Source organism: Billgrantia ethanolica, from assembly GCF_021404305.1.
Lineage (GTDB): Bacteria > Pseudomonadota > Gammaproteobacteria > Pseudomonadales > Halomonadaceae > Halomonas > Halomonas ethanolica.
On sequence record NZ_JABFTX010000002.1, the window covers coordinates 470,840 to 484,796 of the forward strand.

Below are 13,957 nucleotides of genomic sequence, written 5' to 3' on the forward strand. Positions count from 1 at the left end.
CCTTGCATCGACGGCAAGGCTCCTGCCCACGCCCCTTCCGCGGGGCGTGGGACGCCCGCCCCTCTTCCTGAACGAGTCGAGAGCCATGGGTACCTTGAATCGAATCTCCCGCCTTCTGGAGCGCCTGCTCGAGATCATCACGGTAGTGCTGATGGTTTCTCTGACGCTGGTGGTGCTCTACGCAGTGGTGACCCGCTACGCCTGGCGCACCCCCTCCTGGTATGACGAGGTGGCCGCCATCATGCTGGTGTGGCTGACCTACTATGCCGGAGCGCTGGCAGCGCTGAAGCGGGGACATATCGGCGTCGACGGAGTACTGGCCGCGATGCCGATCAAGTTCCGCATGCCGATTGCCTACTTGTCCGAGGCGCTGGTCATCGGCTTCTTCGCCGTCCTCTGCTGGGCCGGCCTGGTGGTGATCGATGTGATGCAGGGCATGGCGCTCATCACCCTGCGCTGGGTGCCGCTCAGCTTCACCCAGTCGGTCATTCCCATCGGGGCGGCACTGTTCATCATCGCCCAGCTGCTCAGCATGCCGGCGCACCTGGCCAAGGTGCGCTCCGGCCGGACCCAGGAAGAGGAGGAGATCCGCCACGCCATCGCCGAGGCGGAGCGCGACAATGCACGGGCCGGCTTCACGGCGGATGCGCTGACCAAGAGGGATCTGCCATGACACTTCCCCTGATGATCGTTGGCCTGCTCGGGCTGATCCTGATGGGACTGCCCATCGCCGTGGCGTTGGCGATCGTGGCGACGGTAGCCATCGTGGTTTTCCAAGGTGTGGAGATGCTGCCCAACATCGGGTTGACCATGTTCGAGGGGGCGAGCAGTTTTCCCCTGCTGGCCATTCCGATGTTCGTGCTGGCCGGGGCCATCATGAACACCGGTGGCATTTCCAAGCGCTTGATCGCTTTTGCCTCGGCGCTGTTCGGCTTCATCCGCGGCGGGCTGGCGATGATCAACATCGGCGTGTCGCTGTTCTTCGCCGAGATCTCCGGCTCGGCGGTGGCCGACGTGGCCGCTACCGGCTCGGTGCTGATCCCGGCCATGAAGAAGCGCGGCTATCCCAGTTCCTTCGCCGCGGCCGTGACCTCGTCGTCGGCATCCCTGGCGATAATCATCCCCCCCTCGATTCCGATGATCCTCTACGGGGTGATGTCGGGCGCCTCCATCGTCCAGCTGTTCGTCGCCGGCATCGTACCCGGGCTGCTGGGCGCGGCGGGCCTGATGGCGCTGAGCTACTACTATGCGCGCAAGTACAACTGGCCGGTAGAAGAGGTCTTCCAGTTCAAGCGCGTCAGGCAGACTGCCAGGGAGGCCGGCTGGGCGCTGACCCTGCCGATCATCATCCTTGGTTCCATCTTCGGCGGCTTCGTGACGGCCACTGAAGGGGCCGGCCTGGCGGTGGCGGCGGCGATCTTCATCAGCGCCGTGATCTACCGCGAGCTGGATTTGCGCACTCTGTACAAGGCCATCATCGATGGCGGTCAGCAGACCGCCGTGGTGATGCTGCTGGTGGCGGCTTCGGCGCTGATCGGGGTGTTCCTGACCGAGATGCGCATGCCTCAGCAGCTGGCCCAGGCGGTGCTCAGCCTGACCGACAACAAGTACGCCATCCTGATGATGCTGAACGTCTTCTTCCTGTTGATCGGGCTCTTCCTGCACTCGGCGGCAGCGATCATCCTGGTGGTGCCCATCGTCATGCCGCTGGTCGGGGCGGCCGGCATCGATCCGGTTCACTTCGGCCTAGTGGTATGCCTCAACCTGGCCATCGGCCAGCAGACCCCGCCGGTGGCGAGCGTGCTGATCACAGCTTGCTCGATCGCCAAGACGGATGTCTGGTCGGTGACCCGTTCGAACCTCGGTTTCATCACCGTGCTGCTCTTCATCCTGCTGCTGGTGACCTACATTCCCGCCATTCCGATGGCCTTGGTGGAATTCTTTTACCGCTAGCCGGGTGGCATCCAATGGCCGCGCTGCCTGCGGCCTATGACAACGATCAACGATGGAGCATTTGCGATGCTGAACCTCGACTTCCACCCGTCCGGCCGCCACTTCCTGCAGATCCCAGGGCCATCGCCGGTGCCGGATCGCATCCTGCGCGCCATGAGCCTGCCCACCATCGACCACCGCGGACCGGAGTTCGGTGCACTCGGCCTCGAGTTGCTGGCCAAGCTCAAGCAGGTCTTCAAGACCGAGGGGCCGGTGATGGTCTATCCAGCCTCCGGCACCGGCGCCTGGGAGGCAGCTCTCTCCAACACCCTTTCGCCGGGCGACCGGGTATTGATGTTCGAGACCGGCCATTTCGCCACCCTGTGGCACAAGATGGCGCGCCGCCTGCAGCTCGAACCCGAGTTCATCGGGTTGCCGGGCTACGAGGGATGGCGCCGGGGCGTCCAGGCCGACATGATCGAGGCGCGCCTGCGGGAGGACAGTGCGCATGAGATCAAGGCGGTCTGCGTAGTGCACAATGAGACCTCCACCGGGGTCACCAGCGACATCGCCGCGGTGCGTCGCGCCATCGATGCGGCCAACCACCCGGCGCTGCTGCTGGTGGATACCATCTCGGGGCTTTGTAGTGCCGACTACCGCCACGACGAATGGGGGGTGGACGTCACCATTTCCGGCTCTCAGAAGGGATTGATGCTGCCCCCCGGCATCAGCTTCAACGCCCTTTCCGACAAGGCCATCGCGGCGAGCCGTCACAACCGTATGCCCAAGAGCTTCTGGGCCTGGGACGAGATCCTCGAGGCCAACCAGAACGGCTACTGGCCCTACACGCCGAGCACCAACCTGCTCTACGGCCTCAACGAGGCCCTCGACATGTTGCTCGACGAGGGCCTGGAGCACGTCTTTGCCCGCCATCAGCGCTGGGCTGCCGGCGTGCGCACGGCGGTGCAGGCATGGGGGCTGGAAGTGCAGTGTCTGGACCCAGACGTTTACTCGCCGGTGCTGACCGGGGTGGTGATGCCGGAGGGAGTCGATGCCGACGTCGTGCGCAAGATCATCTACGAGCGCTTCGATCTGTCTCTGGGCATGGGGCTCGGCAAGGCCAAGGGCAAGATGTTCCGCATCGGCCACTTGGGTGACTGCAACGACCTCACACTGATTGCCACCTTGGGCGGCTGCGAGGCAGGCATGAAGCTTGCCGGGGTGCCTCTCTCCGGCAGTGGCGTGACCGCAGGCTTGGAGTACTTTGCCGAGCACGCGCTGGATGAGCGGTAATCTCCCGACAGGTTGCATGAGGAAGACACGATGACGTCACTGACGGGCAAGAACGTCTCCTCGGATGCGCGGGTCAAGCCAGAGACCGAGCTGGCGGCTCGTCTGTCCCGGGAGATTGAGGGCCAGGTGCTGTTCGACCGCGCCTCGCGTGGTCGCTACTCGACGGATGCTTCCATTTATCAGGTGATGCCGGTGGGCGTGGTGATCCCGCGCCACCAGCGCGACATGACCACGGTGCTGGAAGCTGCCCGGGACGCTCGGGTGGCGATCCTGGCGCGGGGGGCCGGCACCAGCCAGTGCGGCCAGACGGTGGGCGAGGCGCTGGTGATCGACACCACACGTTGGCTCAATCAGGTGGTGGACTTCGACGCCGAAGCGCGCACCGTGGTGGTGGAGCCTGGCATCGTGCTGGATCATCTCAATGCCTGGCTCAAGCCCCATGGGCTTTGGTACCCCGTGGATGTTTCCACCAGTGCCCAGTGCACCATTGGCGGCATGACCGGCAACAACTCCTGCGGCTCGCGCTCGATTCGCTACGGCAACATGGTGCACAACGTGCTGGGAGTGGACGCCTGGCTGGCCGACGGCAGCGAAGGCCACTTCGGCTTTGTCGACGAGCTGCCGGAGCGTGGTCCCCTGCGGGCACTGGCCGAGCGAGTCAAGGCAATCGCCAGCGGGGTCGCCCCGGAGATTCGCGAGCATTTTCCCAAGGTGCTGCGTCGGGTCGGCGGCTATAACCTGGATCTCTTCGATTGCCAGAATCCCAAGCCCTACGATCCGGATGGCCGTGTCAATCTCGCCCATCTGCTGGTGGGCTCCGAGGGGACGCTAGGGGTGAGCCGGCGCATCACGCTACGCCTCTCGCCGCTGCCTGAGCACAAGGTGCTCGGCGTGATCAATTTCCCCACTTTCTACCAGGCGATGGAGTTCACCCAGCATATCGTCACCCTCGATCCTACGGCAGTGGAGCTGGTCGACCGCACCATGATCGATCTGTCGCTGGAAAATCCGGCCTTCCGCCCGGTGATCGAGAAGGCCCTGATCGGCCAACCCCAGGCCGTGCTGCTGGTGGAGTTCGCCGGACAGGATCGGGCGACCCAGCTCGCCTCGCTCAAGCGCCTCACCGAGCTGATGGCCGATCTGGGCCTGCCCGGCAGCGTGGTGGAGATGCCCGAGCCCGCCGAGCAGGCGGCGCTGTGGAACGTGCGCAAGGCCGGCCTCAACATCATGATGAGCATGAAGGGTGACGGTAAACCGGTCTCCTTCATCGAGGACTGCGCGGTGCCCCTGGAGCACCTGGCGGAGTACACCGACAAGCTCACCGAGGTGTTCCACCGCCACGGCACCGAGGGTACCTGGTACGCCCATGCCAGCGTTGGCACCCTGCATGTGCGGCCGATTCTCGACATGCGCCGAGGCGGGGCCGAGAAGATGCGCGAGATCGCCGAGCAGGCGTCGGTCCTGGTGCGCGAGTACAAGGGAGCCTACTCCGGCGAGCACGGCGACGGCTTGTGCCGCGGCGAATGGGTGGCCTGGCAGTTCGGCGAGACGCTCAACGATGCCTTCCGTGCGGTCAAGAGCGCCTTCGATCCGAGCTATCTGCTCAACCCAGGCAAGATCGTCGATACACCGAAGATGGACGATGAGCGTTTCTTTCGTTTTCCCTCTCGCTATCAGCGAATCCCGCTGACGCCGCTGTTTGACTGGTCGGCCTGGAACGTCACCCGCGATCCGCTGACCGGCGCGCTGGGCGAGCCTGGCAGCGCCGGCGATGCCACTCACGGCTTGGCGATGGCGGTGGAGATGTGCAACAACAACGGCCACTGTCGCAAGTTCGACGCCGGTACCATGTGCCCCAGCTACCGTATCACCAAGGACGAGCAGCACCTCACCCGGGGGCGGGCCAACACCCTGCGCCTGGTGCTCTCGGGCCAGTTGGGCGAGGCGGGCCTGGCCGGCGACGAGGTCAAGGAGGCGCTGGATCTCTGCGTCTCCTGCAAGGGGTGCAAGCGCGATTGCCCCACCGGCGTGGACATGGCCAAGTTCAAGATCGAGGCCCGTGCCGCGCGTGCCAAGGTCAAGGGGCTCGCCTTGCGTGACCGCCTGGTCGGCGAGATGCCGCGCTATGCCCCATGGGCGCGAAAGTTCGCCAGGTTGCTGGATGCAGTAGAGCGCCTGGAGTTTCTGTCCCGTCCTCTCAAGAAGACGCTGGGCCTGGCCCCCGAGCGCCGCTTTCCGGCCTTCACCGGCGACTTCCTCGGGGAGTCACACCCTTCGGCGACCTCGTCTGCCCAGGGGCCTGCCGATCAGGCCACCCGCGAGGTGGTGCTCTTTGTCGACACCTTCAACAACTATATGGAGAGCGACAACGCCCGGGCCGCCAAGCAGGTGCTGGAGGCGGCCGGCTATCGCGTTCACCTCAACGTCAAACCGGGGGAGCGGCCGCTCTGCTGCGGCCGTACCTATCTCTCCTCGGGCCAGTTCGACAAGGCCAGGGCCGAGGCGAAACGCTCCCTGGAGGCGCTGATGCCGTTCGTCGAGCGCGGCGTGGCCATCGTCGGCCTCGAGCCTTCCTGCCTGCTTTCCCTGCGTGACGAATTCCTGCAGTACGGCTTCGGCGACGAAGCCCGGGCGCTGGCCGAGTCGGCCTTCCTCTTCGAGGAATTTCTGGTCCGGGCCCGTGAGGTAGGCGAGCTGCCCCTCGAACTCAAACCGCTGCCGGGACGGGCCCTGCTGCATGGCCACTGTCACCAGAAGGCCTTCGACGCCCTGCGCCCGGTGGAGCAGGTACTGGGCTGGATCCCGCAGCTCGAGGTGGAAACCATCCAATCCTCCTGCTGCGGCATGGCGGGCAGCTTCGGCTACGAGGCGGAACACTACGAGGCGTCGCTCAAGATGGCCGAGCTTTCTCTGCTGCCGGCGATTCGCGAAGCCGAGGAGGGCGCTGTGCTGGTGGCCGACGGCACCAGCTGTCGCCACCAGATCCGCGACGGCAGCGGGCGCGAGGCGATCCACGTGGCGCGACTTCTTGTACAGGCGTTGGCGTGAGCGCGGGTGAGTCATCATCATGGTCAGCGAAAGGGGCGACGGATGTCGCCCCTTGCCGCTGCCGGCCCAATGACAAGGAGACAAGGCCTTTCATGATCGATCTACGCAGTGACACCGTGACCCGACCCACCGCGGCCATGCGCGAGGCCATGGCCCGCGCCGAGGTGGGCGACGACGTGTGGGGCGACGATCCCACCGTCAACGCCTTCGAGCAGGCCGTGGCCGAGCGCGCCAACAAGGCCGCTGCAGTGTTCCTCCCCTCGGGAACCCAGAGCAATCTCTGCGCCTTGCTGACACATTGTCAGCGCGGCGAGGAGGTGATCGCCGGGCAGTTCTCCCATATCTTCCGCGACGAGGGGGGCGGGGCGGCGGCGCTCGGCAGTGTCACGGTGCAGCCACTGCCCCACGAAGCCGATGGCAGCTTGGCGCTCGAGGCCCTGCACGCTGCGGTGAAGGGCGACGATATCCACCACGCTCGCTCGTGCCTGCTGGCGCTGGAGAACACCTTCCGCGGCAAGGTGCTGCCTCGTGACTACACCCTTGCCGCCACGGCCCAGGCCCACGCCCAGAGTCTGGCCACTCATCTGGATGGGGCGCGTCTGTTCAATGCCTCGGTGGCCACGGGGCTGTCGTTGGCCGAGCTCTGTGAGGGCTTCGATTCGGTGTCGCTCTGCTTCTCCAAAGGGCTCGGTGCACCGGTGGGCTCGCTGCTGCTGGGTGAGGCCGACTTCATTGCCAGGGCAAGGCGCTGGCGCAAGACCCTCGGCGGCGGCATGCGACAGGCGGGGGTGCTGGCAGCGGCGTGCCACCATGCCTTCGAACATCACGTCGAGCGTCTGGCCGAGGACCACGATAACGCCCGACGTCTGGCCGAGGGCCTGGGGACCGTGCCGGGGGTGGAAGTTCGCGCCTGCGATACCAACATGGTCTTCGTGGCCTTTCCAGAGGCCCGCTGTCGCGCGCTTCAGGCCCGCCTGGAGGCACGGGGCATCCTGGCCGCAGTGGGGCCAGTCACGCGATTGGTGACCCACATGGACGTGAGTGCCGATGCCATCGAACGGGTGATCTCGGCCGTGAACGACTTTTTTTCCGAGGCTGGCAGTGAGCACCCGGTCTCGGCGATCTGACAACCAGTGAGGAATCATCATGGCGACCTACCGCTTGGGCGAACACCGCCCCGAAGTCCATGAAAGCGTCTATGTGGCCGAAAGCGCCGAGGTGATCGGCCAGGTAACGCTCAACGCGGACGTCAGCGTCTGGTATCAGGCAGTGCTACGCGGTGACTCCGACCATCTCGAGATCGGAGCGCAGAGCAATATCCAGGACGGCGCGGTATTACACGCCGACCCCGGTTTTCCGCTCAAGGTGGGCAGGGGAGTCACGGTTGGTCACCAGGCGATGCTGCACGGTTGCACCATAGGCGACGGCAGTCTGGTCGGCATCCAGGCGGTCATTCTCAATGGTGCGGTGATAGGGGATAACTGCCTGGTGGCGGCCGGCGCCGTGGTCAAGGAGGGGGCCGAGTTTCCACCCAACTCGCTGATCGTCGGCGCCCCTGCCAGGGTAGTACGAGAACTCGATGACAGCGCCCTCGAGGGCTTGCGCCTCAATGCCGCGGTCTACGTGGAGAAGGCACGTCAGCACAAGGAAGGACTCGAGCGAATCGACTAGGCGGCGAGACTGGCCAAGGCACCGCATAAGAGAGCGCCCCCATGGCAGATGCCGTGGGGGCGCGGTCCGTTACAGGGCGGTCAGCTCAGACTCAGTCTTCCTGCTCCGCCTCTTCGAAGGGCTCGGGTTCAGGCTCTGTCTGCGCCTCCTGCTCCGCTTCCTCGTCAGGTTCAGCCGCTTCCGCAGGCTCCTGCTCCATCTGCTCGACGATGGCAGGCTCCGTGGCGCCCACTTCCATCAGCGGGTCGCTGACGTTGAGCACGTAGAAGCCGATCATGGCGATCGCCCCGGCGAACACCAGGTAGTAGATCGTCGGCAGGATGGTCTTGCGGATGGTCTCGCCTTCACGGCCGAGCAGGCCGACAGTGGCCGATGCCGCCACTACGTTGTGGATGGCGATCATGTTGCCCGCCGCGGCACCCACGGCCTGCAGCGCCACCATGAAGGCCGTGGAGAGGCCGAGCTGCTGGGCGACGTTGAACTGGAATTCGGCCAGCATCAGGTTCGCCGCGGTGTTGGAACCGGCAATGAAGGCACCCAGACCGCCCACGGCGGGGGCGAAGAAGGGATAGACGTCGCCCACCCCGTCGGCCACGAATTGCGCCATCGCCACCGGCATGGAGACCAGATCGCCGGCATTGACCCCGGAGTTGATCAGGATACGCACCATCGGGATGGTGAAGATCAGCACGAAGCCGGCGCCGAAGATGGTGCGCGAGGACTCGCCGAAGGCCGCCTTCAGCTCACCGGCACGCATACGGTGGAGCACGGCGGTGACCAGCACCACCATCAGCAGGATGCCGCCGGGCAGGTAGAGCGGCGCGAGGCTGCCCGAGACGCCGGCTTCACCCAGGATGTTGCTCCAGCCGAAGGTCCAGGCGTTGAGAGCCTCACGCAGCGGGTCGATGGTGCGCGAAGCGACCAGGAACACGGCCAGCAGCACGTAGGGCAGCCAGCCCATCCAGGTGGAGAGCGGGGTCTTGCCGGCGATGTCGTCGATCTTGATCTCGATCTTGCCGATCCAGTTGTCCGGCCAACTGCTGCGTTCGGGGAAGTCCCAGGTGTCCTTCGGGATCAGGAAGCCGCGACGGGCGGCGGGAACCACGATGGCCAGACCGACCATGGCGCCGATCATCGACGGGAATTCCGGCCCCAGCAGCACGCCTGCCAGCATGTAGGGCACCACGAAGGCAACCCCGGCGAAGAGGGCGAAGGGGGTGATCGAGAGCCCCTCTTTCCACGATTTGTTGGCGCCGAAGAACTTGACCATGATCACGATCATGATCAGCGGCATCAGGATGCCGATGATGCCGTGCACGATGGCCACTTCCGCCGCGATCAGGCGGAAGTATTCGAGCCAGGTGTAGCCACCGGCTTCCAGCTGCTCGGTGATGGCGCTCTGGTTGATGCCGCCGGTTACCCCCACCACGATGGGCGTGCCCACGGCACCGAAGGAGACCGGAGTGGACTGGATCATCATGCCGACCACGACGGCGGCCAGGGCGGGGAAGCCGAGTGCCACCATCAGCGGTGCGGCCACCGCCGCGGGGGTGCCGAAGCCCGAGGCGCCTTCGATGAAGCAGCCGAACAGCCAGGCGACGATGATTGCCTGGACGCGGCGGTCGGGGCTGATCCCGGAGAAGCCGTTACGGATCGCCGTGATGCCGCCCGAGTGCTTCAGGGTATTGAGCAGCAAGATGGCGCCGAAGATGATCCACAGGATCGAGGCGGTGAGTATCAGGCCCTGAAAGGTCGAGGCCAGGACGCGGTTGAAGCTCATCTCCCAGGCGAACAGGGCGATGACGGCCGTGACCAGGTAGACGATCGGCATGGCCGTCTTGGCCGCCATGCGAAAGCCGATGAGCAGCACGCCGGCGAGTATCAGCGGCGTGAAGGCTAGTAGCGCTAGGGTCGTATCGGTCATGACGTTTCCTCGGTTTTCTCCTTGTTAGGGAAGCGCTGAACAAATCGGCGAGCGGGATGAAGCACAAGGCGCACGGAGCACAGGAACCGGAGCATATGGGGTATATGTGAGGATTCCGCGCACCGCGCAACGCAGTGATTCGCTCGCGCAGGCATTTGTGCAGTGTTTCCTTAGAGCTGGCGGGTGAAAGCCACCCGACAAGGGCCACTGCCGAGCCTTCGCCGGCAAGGAAGGCAACGATACGAAGAGAAAGCGCAAGTTGCCATCCGTGGATCATTGGTCTTACCAATCCATGATGCGGTGCGGCAATTGAAGTCAGGGATTTTTTCGCAAAGAAAACAATCGCATGTGCTTGAATAGCGGATGCCGATAGCGGCCGGCAAGGAATTCGTTATTAGACTAATGGACAGGCTTCCGCTTCCAGCGTAGTCGAGCCCGGCTCGGTTGGCATCCCATGAGTAAGGCTGGCACTATCCAAGAGCAGCGAAACATCCGAGAACGGCGAAATATCCGAGAACGGCAAAACGACATCCATCGGAGGCGGCATGACACGGGTTCTCTACGATCTCTGCGGTATCGATGAAGGACTTCGCTTCTCCCCATACTGCTGGCGCGTACGCTATGCGCTGGCGCACAAGCAGCTCAATGTCGAGACGCGGCCATGGCACTTCACCGACAAGGGGGCCCTGGCCTTTGCCGACTACGACAAGGTGCCGGTGCTCGTCGATGGCGAGACCACGGTCACCGACAGCTATGCGATCCTGCGCTATCTCGATGACACCTACCCGGCGGCACCGCTGCTGGGAGAGGGCGTTGCCGAGGCGCGGGCGCGCTTCTTCAAGCACTACACCGAACGTGCCCTGCAGCCGGCCATGATGCGCACCATCGTCATGGACCTGCTCAATGCCATCGATCCCCGGGATCGCGACTATTTTCGCGAGACGCGGGAAAAGCGTTTCGGCCGCACGTTGGAGGAGTTCCACTCACCGGCCAAGGGCCTGTCTCAGCTGGATGCGGCGCTCGAGCCGCTGCGTGGCTGCTTGAAGGACGCCGACTTCATCGATGGCCGGGCGCCGGCCGCTGCCGACTACCTGGTGTTCGGGGCCTTCATGTGGGCGCGGGTGGTGTCGACCGCCGACCTGGTGTCGAATGCCGATCCGGTCTACGGCTGGATCGAGCGAATGCTGGACCTGCACGACGGCCTGGGGCGGCAGGCCATGAGAATCACCGACATCGAAGGCGCCTACCGGTGAGGCCGCCCGAGGAGTCGTCGCCGAGAAAGAAAATGTTGCACTGCACAAAACGAACTGCTATGTTGCACTGCAACAAGGCTCATTCCTGCCTTGGCAACGCAACGTAGGAGGTGTCTCATGAGCAAGACCCAAGACAAGGCGACCCAGCAGTTCGAAAGCCTGTTCATCGCCCCGGCGCGTGCCTATGGCTCGCTGACGCTGGAATACTACGAGAAGCTGCTGTCGGCCCAGATGGAAGCCTTCCGCAGCTACTCCGATCTGACCCTGGCCCAGGCCCGTGCCTGGGTCGACGTCAAGGACTCCGATGGCCTCAAGCAGGTACTCGAAACTCAGCAGAAGGCTGCCAAGGAGTTGGGCGAGCGTCTGCAGGGCGACACCAAGAAGGTGGTCGACCTGAGCCAGGAGTTCCTGCAGAAAGGTCAGCAGCTGGCCGAGCAGAACGTCAAGGCCGCCAGCGCCGCGACCAAGTAAGTCGCCGCCGGCATCGCACGAGGCCGCCGCCCATCTGGGCGGCGGCCTTTTTTTTACGCTGGCCTCACTCCACGAGCAGCTCCATCACTTCCTCTTCCTCGACCTGCCCAAAGTCGAGATAGAACTGGCCGACCGCCATGAAGCGTGTCGGGACTTCCAGGCACACCACTTCGTCGGCGACCGCCGCCAGCCTGTCGAAGGCGCTGGTGGAAGCGACACCGAGCGCGGCAATCAGGCGTTCGGCACGGCCTTGCAAGGTCTTCAGTGCCGCCTCCATGGTGGCGCCCGTGGCGCTACCATCATCCACGATCACCACCGTTCGACCTTCCGGCGCAATCGGCGGACGCACCGGGGCGTATCGCTGGCGCCGCTGTTGCAACAGCTTGCGCTGCTGTTCGGCTTCGCGCTCGATCGCCGCTTGCGGATAGTGCGACGCCGCCTCGTCGAGCTTCATGGTGCCGTCCTCGCTGATGGCCCCAATGGCGAACTCGGGATTGCCGGGGGCGCGCAGCTTGCGCACCAGCACCACGTCGAGCTCGCCTTCCAGGGCGTCGGCCAGGTAGCGCCCCATGGGCACTCCGCCGCGAGGAATGGCCAGCACGAGAGGGTTGGAACCCTTGAGATGGGAGAGTCGTTCGGCGAGATGCTCGGCGGCGTCCAGGCGGTCACGAAACATGTCGCATCCTCCGGGTGGGTAGGCATGTCACCAGTGTAGATGGCGCATGCGCGTGGCTCGCGAGCAGCGGCAGAAAAAGTACGGTGGGGCGAGGGCAGGGTAGGGCCGGTCGGATCCTGTCTGACCGGCCCCTTCGTTCAGGGCGTGGGGCTGACTTCTTCGCCTTTGGCCGTGGCTTCCTCAGGCGCTTTCCGCTGTGGCTTGCCCGGCAGAACGGCGTCCAGCAGCAGCGCGGCGAGTGCCGCCGGCACCAGGCCCGACTTCAGCAGCAGGCCGGCCTGACCGGGCATGGTCTCGGCGATGGCTTCCACCGCCGGCAGGCCGATGCCCAGGCTCATGGCCACGGCAATGATCAGCATGGCGCGCTGGTTCAGCTCGCACTCCTGGATGATCTTGAGGCCGGCCGAGGCGATCATGCCGAACATCACCACGCCGGCACCGCCCAGAACGGCATGGGGCATGGCGGCGACCAGACCGCCCAGCTTGGGGAACAGGCCCATGCAGATCAGCAGGATGCCGCCGATGGTCACCACGTGGCGACTGACCACGCCGGTCAGGGTGATCAAGCCCACGTTCTGGGCATAGGCGGTATTGGGCAGCGTGTTGAACACCGCGGCGAAAGAGGTAGCCACGCCGTCTGCCATCACGCCGCCGGAGAGTTCGCGGTCCTTAGCCTGACGACCGGCGCCGCCGATGGTGATGGCGGAGATGTTGCCGATGGTTTCCAGGCCCACTACGAACATGATCAGGGTCATGCCGATGATGGCGGTCAGCTGGAACTCCATGCCGTACTGCAAAGGCCTGGGGATGGAGAACCAGGCGGCATTGGCGACGCTGGAGAAGTCGACCATGCCCAGCGCAATGGCTACCAGGTAGCCGCTCACCAGGCCCACCAGGATGGAAGCGGCCTTGAGGAAGCCGCGGCCGAACTGGTGGACGATGATGGTCACCACCAGCACGAACAGCGCCAGACCCAGGTTGGTGGGTGAGGCGAAGTCATCGGCGCCGACACCGCCGGCGGCGTAGTTGAGTCCCACCGGCATCAGGGTGATGCCGATCAGCAGCACCACGATGCCGGTCACCACCGGCGAGAACCAGTGGCGAATCTTCTTCAGAAAGGCCCCCAACCCTACCTGCAGCAGGCCGGCCACCAGGGAGGCGCCCAGCACGGCGGGCAGGCCGAAAGTGCCGGCCAGGGGCAGCGCCACCGGCAGGAAACCGAAACTGGTGCCCTGCACGATGGGCAGGCGGGCGCCGATGGGGCCCACGCCGATGGTCTGGATCAGGGTGGCGATGCCCGCCACGAACAGAGCGACCTGAATGAGAAAGATCTGCTCGCCGGTGGTGGCGCCGATGACGCCGGCAATGATGATCGGCGGCGTCACGTTGCCGGCGAACATCGCCATGATGTGTTGGATGCCCAGCGGAATCGCCTTGCTCAGCGGGGGCATGGCGTCCGGGTTCTGATTGACGGTACGTGAGGGCTTGGTTGGCTGAGGAGCGGGTCCAGCGTAGGTCATGATCAGGCTCTCGGTTGTTGTTGTCTTGGTAGTGCTTATCTGTGCACCACATTCCAAAATTAATGTACACAATAGATCATCTTTTGAAAGACAATTTGAAGTTATTTTTGTCTACGAGTGTCTAATATGTATTTAGAACAATGGTTTGTGCTCAATGTTTTGACCGTTT

General features: G+C 64.5%; 11 protein-coding genes. 8 read left to right on the forward strand and 3 right to left on the reverse strand.

All coding sequences use genetic code 11. The features are described from left to right. Positions 1-85: 85 nt before the first annotated feature. The 6 genes from HOP53_RS11010 (at position 86) to HOP53_RS11035 (ending at position 7,944) form a co-directional block, all read left to right on the forward strand. Positions 86-673, forward strand: coding sequence for a TRAP transporter small permease (locus HOP53_RS11010; protein WP_234270081.1), 588 nt, complete (start codon positions 86-88; stop codon positions 671-673). Next, the gene (locus HOP53_RS11015; protein WP_234270082.1) at positions 670-1,953 is read left to right on the forward strand and encodes a TRAP transporter large permease; all 1,284 of its coding nucleotides are present in this window, start codon (positions 670-672) and stop codon (positions 1,951-1,953) included. Before HOP53_RS11010 ends, HOP53_RS11015 begins: the two co-directional genes overlap by 4 nt. Positions 1,954-2,019: 66 nt before the next feature. After that, positions 2,020-3,225, forward strand: coding sequence for a pyridoxal-phosphate-dependent aminotransferase family protein (locus HOP53_RS11020; RefSeq protein ID WP_234270083.1), 1,206 nt, complete (start codon positions 2,020-2,022; stop codon positions 3,223-3,225). A gap of 30 nt (positions 3,226-3,255) precedes the next feature. After that, positions 3,256-6,273: an FAD-binding and (Fe-S)-binding domain-containing protein gene (locus HOP53_RS11025; protein ID WP_234270084.1), complete on the forward strand. Its 3,018-nt coding sequence runs from the start codon at positions 3,256-3,258 to the stop codon at positions 6,271-6,273. Positions 6,274-6,365: 92 nt separating this feature from the next. Then, the gene (gene ltaE / locus HOP53_RS11030) at positions 6,366-7,400 is read left to right on the forward strand and encodes a low-specificity L-threonine aldolase (protein ID WP_234270085.1); all 1,035 of its coding nucleotides are present in this window, start codon (positions 6,366-6,368) and stop codon (positions 7,398-7,400) included. Positions 7,401-7,419: 19 nt separating this feature from the next. Further along, entirely contained in the window at positions 7,420-7,944 is a 525-nt protein-coding gene (locus HOP53_RS11035; RefSeq protein WP_234270086.1) for a gamma carbonic anhydrase family protein, read from the forward strand. 91 nt (positions 7,945-8,035) lie between these two features. Here HOP53_RS11035 and HOP53_RS11040 read toward each other — a convergent pair whose 3' ends face one another. Next, positions 8,036-9,868 carry an L-lactate permease gene (locus HOP53_RS11040; protein WP_234270087.1) on the reverse strand — a complete coding sequence of 611 codons (1,833 nt, stop codon included), beginning with the start codon at positions 9,866-9,868 and terminating at the stop codon, positions 8,036-8,038. 545 nt (positions 9,869-10,413) lie between these two features. On the opposite strand from HOP53_RS11040, the gene HOP53_RS11045 reads away from it, so the two are divergent. After that, positions 10,414-11,121, forward strand: a complete 708-nt coding sequence (locus tag HOP53_RS11045) for a glutathione S-transferase N-terminal domain-containing protein (protein ID WP_234270088.1) — start codon at positions 10,414-10,416, stop codon at positions 11,119-11,121. Positions 11,122-11,238: 117 nt separating this feature from the next. Continuing rightward, on the forward strand, positions 11,239-11,592 hold the full coding sequence (locus HOP53_RS11050) for a phasin family protein (RefSeq protein ID WP_234270089.1): 354 nt from the start codon (positions 11,239-11,241) through the stop codon (positions 11,590-11,592). A gap of 64 nt (positions 11,593-11,656) precedes the next feature. Here HOP53_RS11050 and HOP53_RS11055 read toward each other — a convergent pair whose 3' ends face one another. Together HOP53_RS11055 and HOP53_RS11060 are read right to left on the reverse strand one after the other, a co-directional pair. Beyond that, on the reverse strand, positions 11,657-12,268 hold the full coding sequence (locus HOP53_RS11055; RefSeq protein ID WP_234270090.1) for a phosphoribosyltransferase: 612 nt from the start codon (positions 12,266-12,268) through the stop codon (positions 11,657-11,659). Positions 12,269-12,405: 137 nt separating this feature from the next. Continuing rightward, positions 12,406-13,788 carry a uracil-xanthine permease family protein gene (locus HOP53_RS11060; protein WP_234270091.1) on the reverse strand — a complete coding sequence of 461 codons (1,383 nt, stop codon included), beginning with the start codon at positions 13,786-13,788 and terminating at the stop codon, positions 12,406-12,408. Between the last annotated feature and the right edge of the window lie 169 nt (positions 13,789-13,957).